Source organism: Cobetia sp. (genome assembly GCF_983723665.1).
Genome location: NZ_CFDJES010000220.1, coordinates 1 through 3,142, shown reverse-complemented (window position 1 = coordinate 3,142; position 3,142 = coordinate 1). Strand labels below are relative to the sequence as shown.

At 66.2% G+C, this 3,142-nt stretch carries 2 protein-coding genes; one reads left to right on the top strand and one right to left on the bottom strand.

Features of this window, described 5'->3' with window-relative positions:
• A partial coding sequence (gene mfd, locus AC4FAH_RS14080) for a transcription-repair coupling factor (protein ID WP_490246260.1) occupies positions 1–2,149 on the top strand: 2,149 nt, incomplete at its 5' end.
• A gap of 220 nt (positions 2,150–2,369) precedes the next feature.
• Here the strand turns inward: mfd and AC4FAH_RS14075 are convergent.
• A complete protein-coding gene (locus AC4FAH_RS14075; RefSeq protein WP_153635245.1) occupies positions 2,370–3,107 on the bottom strand; it encodes an S-methyl-5'-thioinosine phosphorylase in 738 nt (245 codons plus the stop codon).
• Between the last annotated feature and the right edge of the window lie 35 nt (positions 3,108–3,142).

Sequence of the window (3,142 nt, the reverse complement as noted above, 5' to 3'; positions counted from 1 at the left end):
CAGCGACAGCCACAAGGGGCTGGTGGTCATCACCGAGACCGAGCTCTACGGCGAAGTGGTACGTCAGAGCCGCCGCCAGGCGCGCGCCACCGATGACAACGAGCTGGCCGTGCGCCACCTCTCGGAGTTGCGTGAAGGCGCGCCGGTGGTGCACCACACCCACGGCGTCGGCCGCTATCTGGGGCTGGAGACCATCAACGCCGGGGGTCAGGAGGCCGAGTTCCTCGCGCTCGAATACGCCGATGGCGCCAAGCTCTACGTGCCGGTGGACAGCCTGCACCTGATCTCGCGCTATTCCGGGGCCAGTGACGAGCTGGCGCCGCTGCACAAGCTGGGCTCCGAGCAATGGGAGAAGGCCAAGCGCAAGGCGGCCGAGAAGATCCGTGATACCGCCGCCGAACTGCTGGATGTCTATGCACGCAGAGAGGCGCGTGTCGGCCATGCCTGCGACTTCCCCGCCGAGGACTACGCACGCTTCGCGGCCAGCTTCCCCTTCGAGGAAACCCCAGACCAGGCGCAGACCATCGGCGCGGTGATCCAGGACATGTGCGCGCCCCAGCCGATGGACCGCGTGGTATGTGGCGATGTCGGCTTCGGCAAGACGGAAGTCGCGATGCGCGCCGCCTTCCTCGCCGTCAATTCCGGCCGCCAGGTGGTGGTGCTGGTGCCCACCACCCTGCTCGCCCAGCAGCACTACGACAACTTCCGCGATCGCTTCGCCGACACCGCGGTGGAGATCGCCCTGCTGTCGCGTTTCACCAGCGGCAAGGGCCAGGAAGCCTCGCTCGAGCGCATCAGGAACGGCCAGGCCGATATCGTGATCGGCACTCACAAGCTGCTCTCCAAATCGCTGGAGCTGCCCAACATGGGGCTGCTGATCATCGATGAGGAGCACCGCTTCGGCGTCTCCCAGAAGGAGCGCCTCAAGAGCCTGCGCGCCGAGGTCGACATCCTGACCCTGACTGCCACGCCGATTCCGCGCACGCTGAACATGGCGATGAGCGGCATCCGCGACCTGTCCATCATCGCCACGCCACCGGCGCGCCGCCTGTCGGTGAAGACCTTCGTCCAGCAGCGCAACGACGGCGTGGTCAAGGAAGCCATCCTGCGCGAGCTGCTGCGCGGCGGGCAGGTCTACGTGCTGCACAATGAGGTGAAGACCATCGAGGAGAGCGCCGCGCGCATCGCGGAGCTGGTGCCGGAGGCCAATGTCGGCGTCGCCCACGGCCAGCTGCCGGAGCGCAGCCTGGAGCGGCGCATGTCGGACTTCTATCACAAGCGCTTCAACGTGCTGGTGTGCTCGACCATCATCGAGACCGGCATCGACATCCCGAGCGCCAATACCATCATCATCGAGCGCGCCGACAAGTTCGGCCTGGCCCAGCTGCACCAGCTGCGTGGCCGCGTCGGGCGCTCGCATCACCAGGCCTACGCCTACCTGCTGACCCCGCATCCCAAGGCGATGACCCGCGATGCGGTCAAGCGTCTGGAGGCGATCAGCGAGTCCCAGGACCTCGGTGCCGGCTTCACGCTGGCCTCCCATGACATGGAGATCCGCGGCGCGGGTGAGCTGTTGGGTGACGAGCAGTCCGGCCAGATGGAAACCATCGGCTACTCGCTGTACATGGAGATGCTCGATCGCGCCGTGAAGGCCATCAAGGCGGGCAAGACGCCCAATATCGAGTCGCCGCTGGATGAAGGCGTCGAGGTCAGCCTGAATCTGCCGGCACTGATTCCGGCCGATTATCTGCACGACGTTCAGCAGCGCCTGATGATGTACAAGCGCATCAGCAACGCCGAGAACGCAAGCGACCTGCGCGAACTGCAGGTCGAGATGATCGACCGCTTCGGCCTGCTGCCGGAGCCGGTCAAGACGCTGTTCCGCCAGACCCAGCTGCGCCAGCGCGCCCAGGCGCTGGGCATCATCAAGCTGGAGGCCGGCGCCGGACGTGGTCGCATCATCTTCGGCGCCCAGACGCCGGTCGATCCGCTGACGCTGGTCAACCTGATCCAGCGCCAGTCGGATGTCTACAAGCTGGAAGGCGCCGACACGCTGCGTTTCGCCACCGACATGAATGACGCCGAGGCGCGCTTCAGCTTCTGCGAGACCTTGCTGGACCTGCTCAACGCCAAGACCAAGGCGGCCTGACGCGCCCTGCGCTGCCAGGCGCCTGGGTTCGAACTTGGGCATGAACTTGAGCGTGAGCGTGAGCTTGAACGAAAAATGAAAACGGCCTGCATCGCGGATGCAGGCCGTTTTTTCGTGCGGGCATACCCTCTACACGCTCTACACCCTCTACACGCCCTACCTACACCACCGCCTACCTACACCACCGCCTCCCCCCACTCTCCTCCTGAGGTCAGGCAGCTCAGGCATGGCGCGCCAACAGCGTCGCCAGCAAGCGCTGCACTCTGGGCATGCCGGCCTCGATCACGGATTCCGTGCCCGCGCGGGTCGGCTCCTCTTCGCCGACGCCTGCGGCATGGCTGATCACCAGACACAGGCTGGCGTATTCCATCTCGAGCTCGCGCGCCAGCACGGCCTCAGGCATGCCCGTCATGCCGACCAGCGTATTGCCATCGCGCGCCATCAGGCGGATCTCGGCGGCAGTCTCCAGCCGCGGCCCCTGCACCACGCCCAGCACCCCGCCGGCCGAGAGGGGCAGCCCCGCCTCGGCGGCGGCCGCATGCAGCTCCTCACGCCAGACCCGATGATACGGCCAGGCGAACGACACATGCTGGAACGGCTTGAAACGCCCATCGAAGAACGAACCCTCGCGACCGGTGGTGTAATCGATCAGCTGGTCCGGCACCACCAGCGTGCCCGGGACCAGCGTCGGGTCGATGCCGGACACGCAGTTGACTCCCACCACATGGGTCGCGCCCGCCTGTTTGAGCGCCCATAGATTGGCGCGATAGTTGATGCGATGCGGCGGCACCTTGTGCGGTTGGCCATGACGGGCCAGAAACAGCAGCGACTGACCATTCAGTCGCCCTTCCACGACGCCACAGGAGGCCGCCCCCAGGGGCGTTTCCTGCCCGCCGCGCCTGAGCACTTCCATGCCTGCCCAACTGCCGAACCCCGTCCCACCGATCACCGCCAGCATCGCCCGCCTCCTTGCCACCCATGTGCAGGAATCTC

Coding starts and splice junctions, on each gene's coding strand:
- AC4FAH_RS14075 (WP_153635245.1), bottom strand. CDS start 3,107: ATGCTGGCGGTGATCGGTGGGACGGGGTTCGGCAGTTGGGCAGGCATG.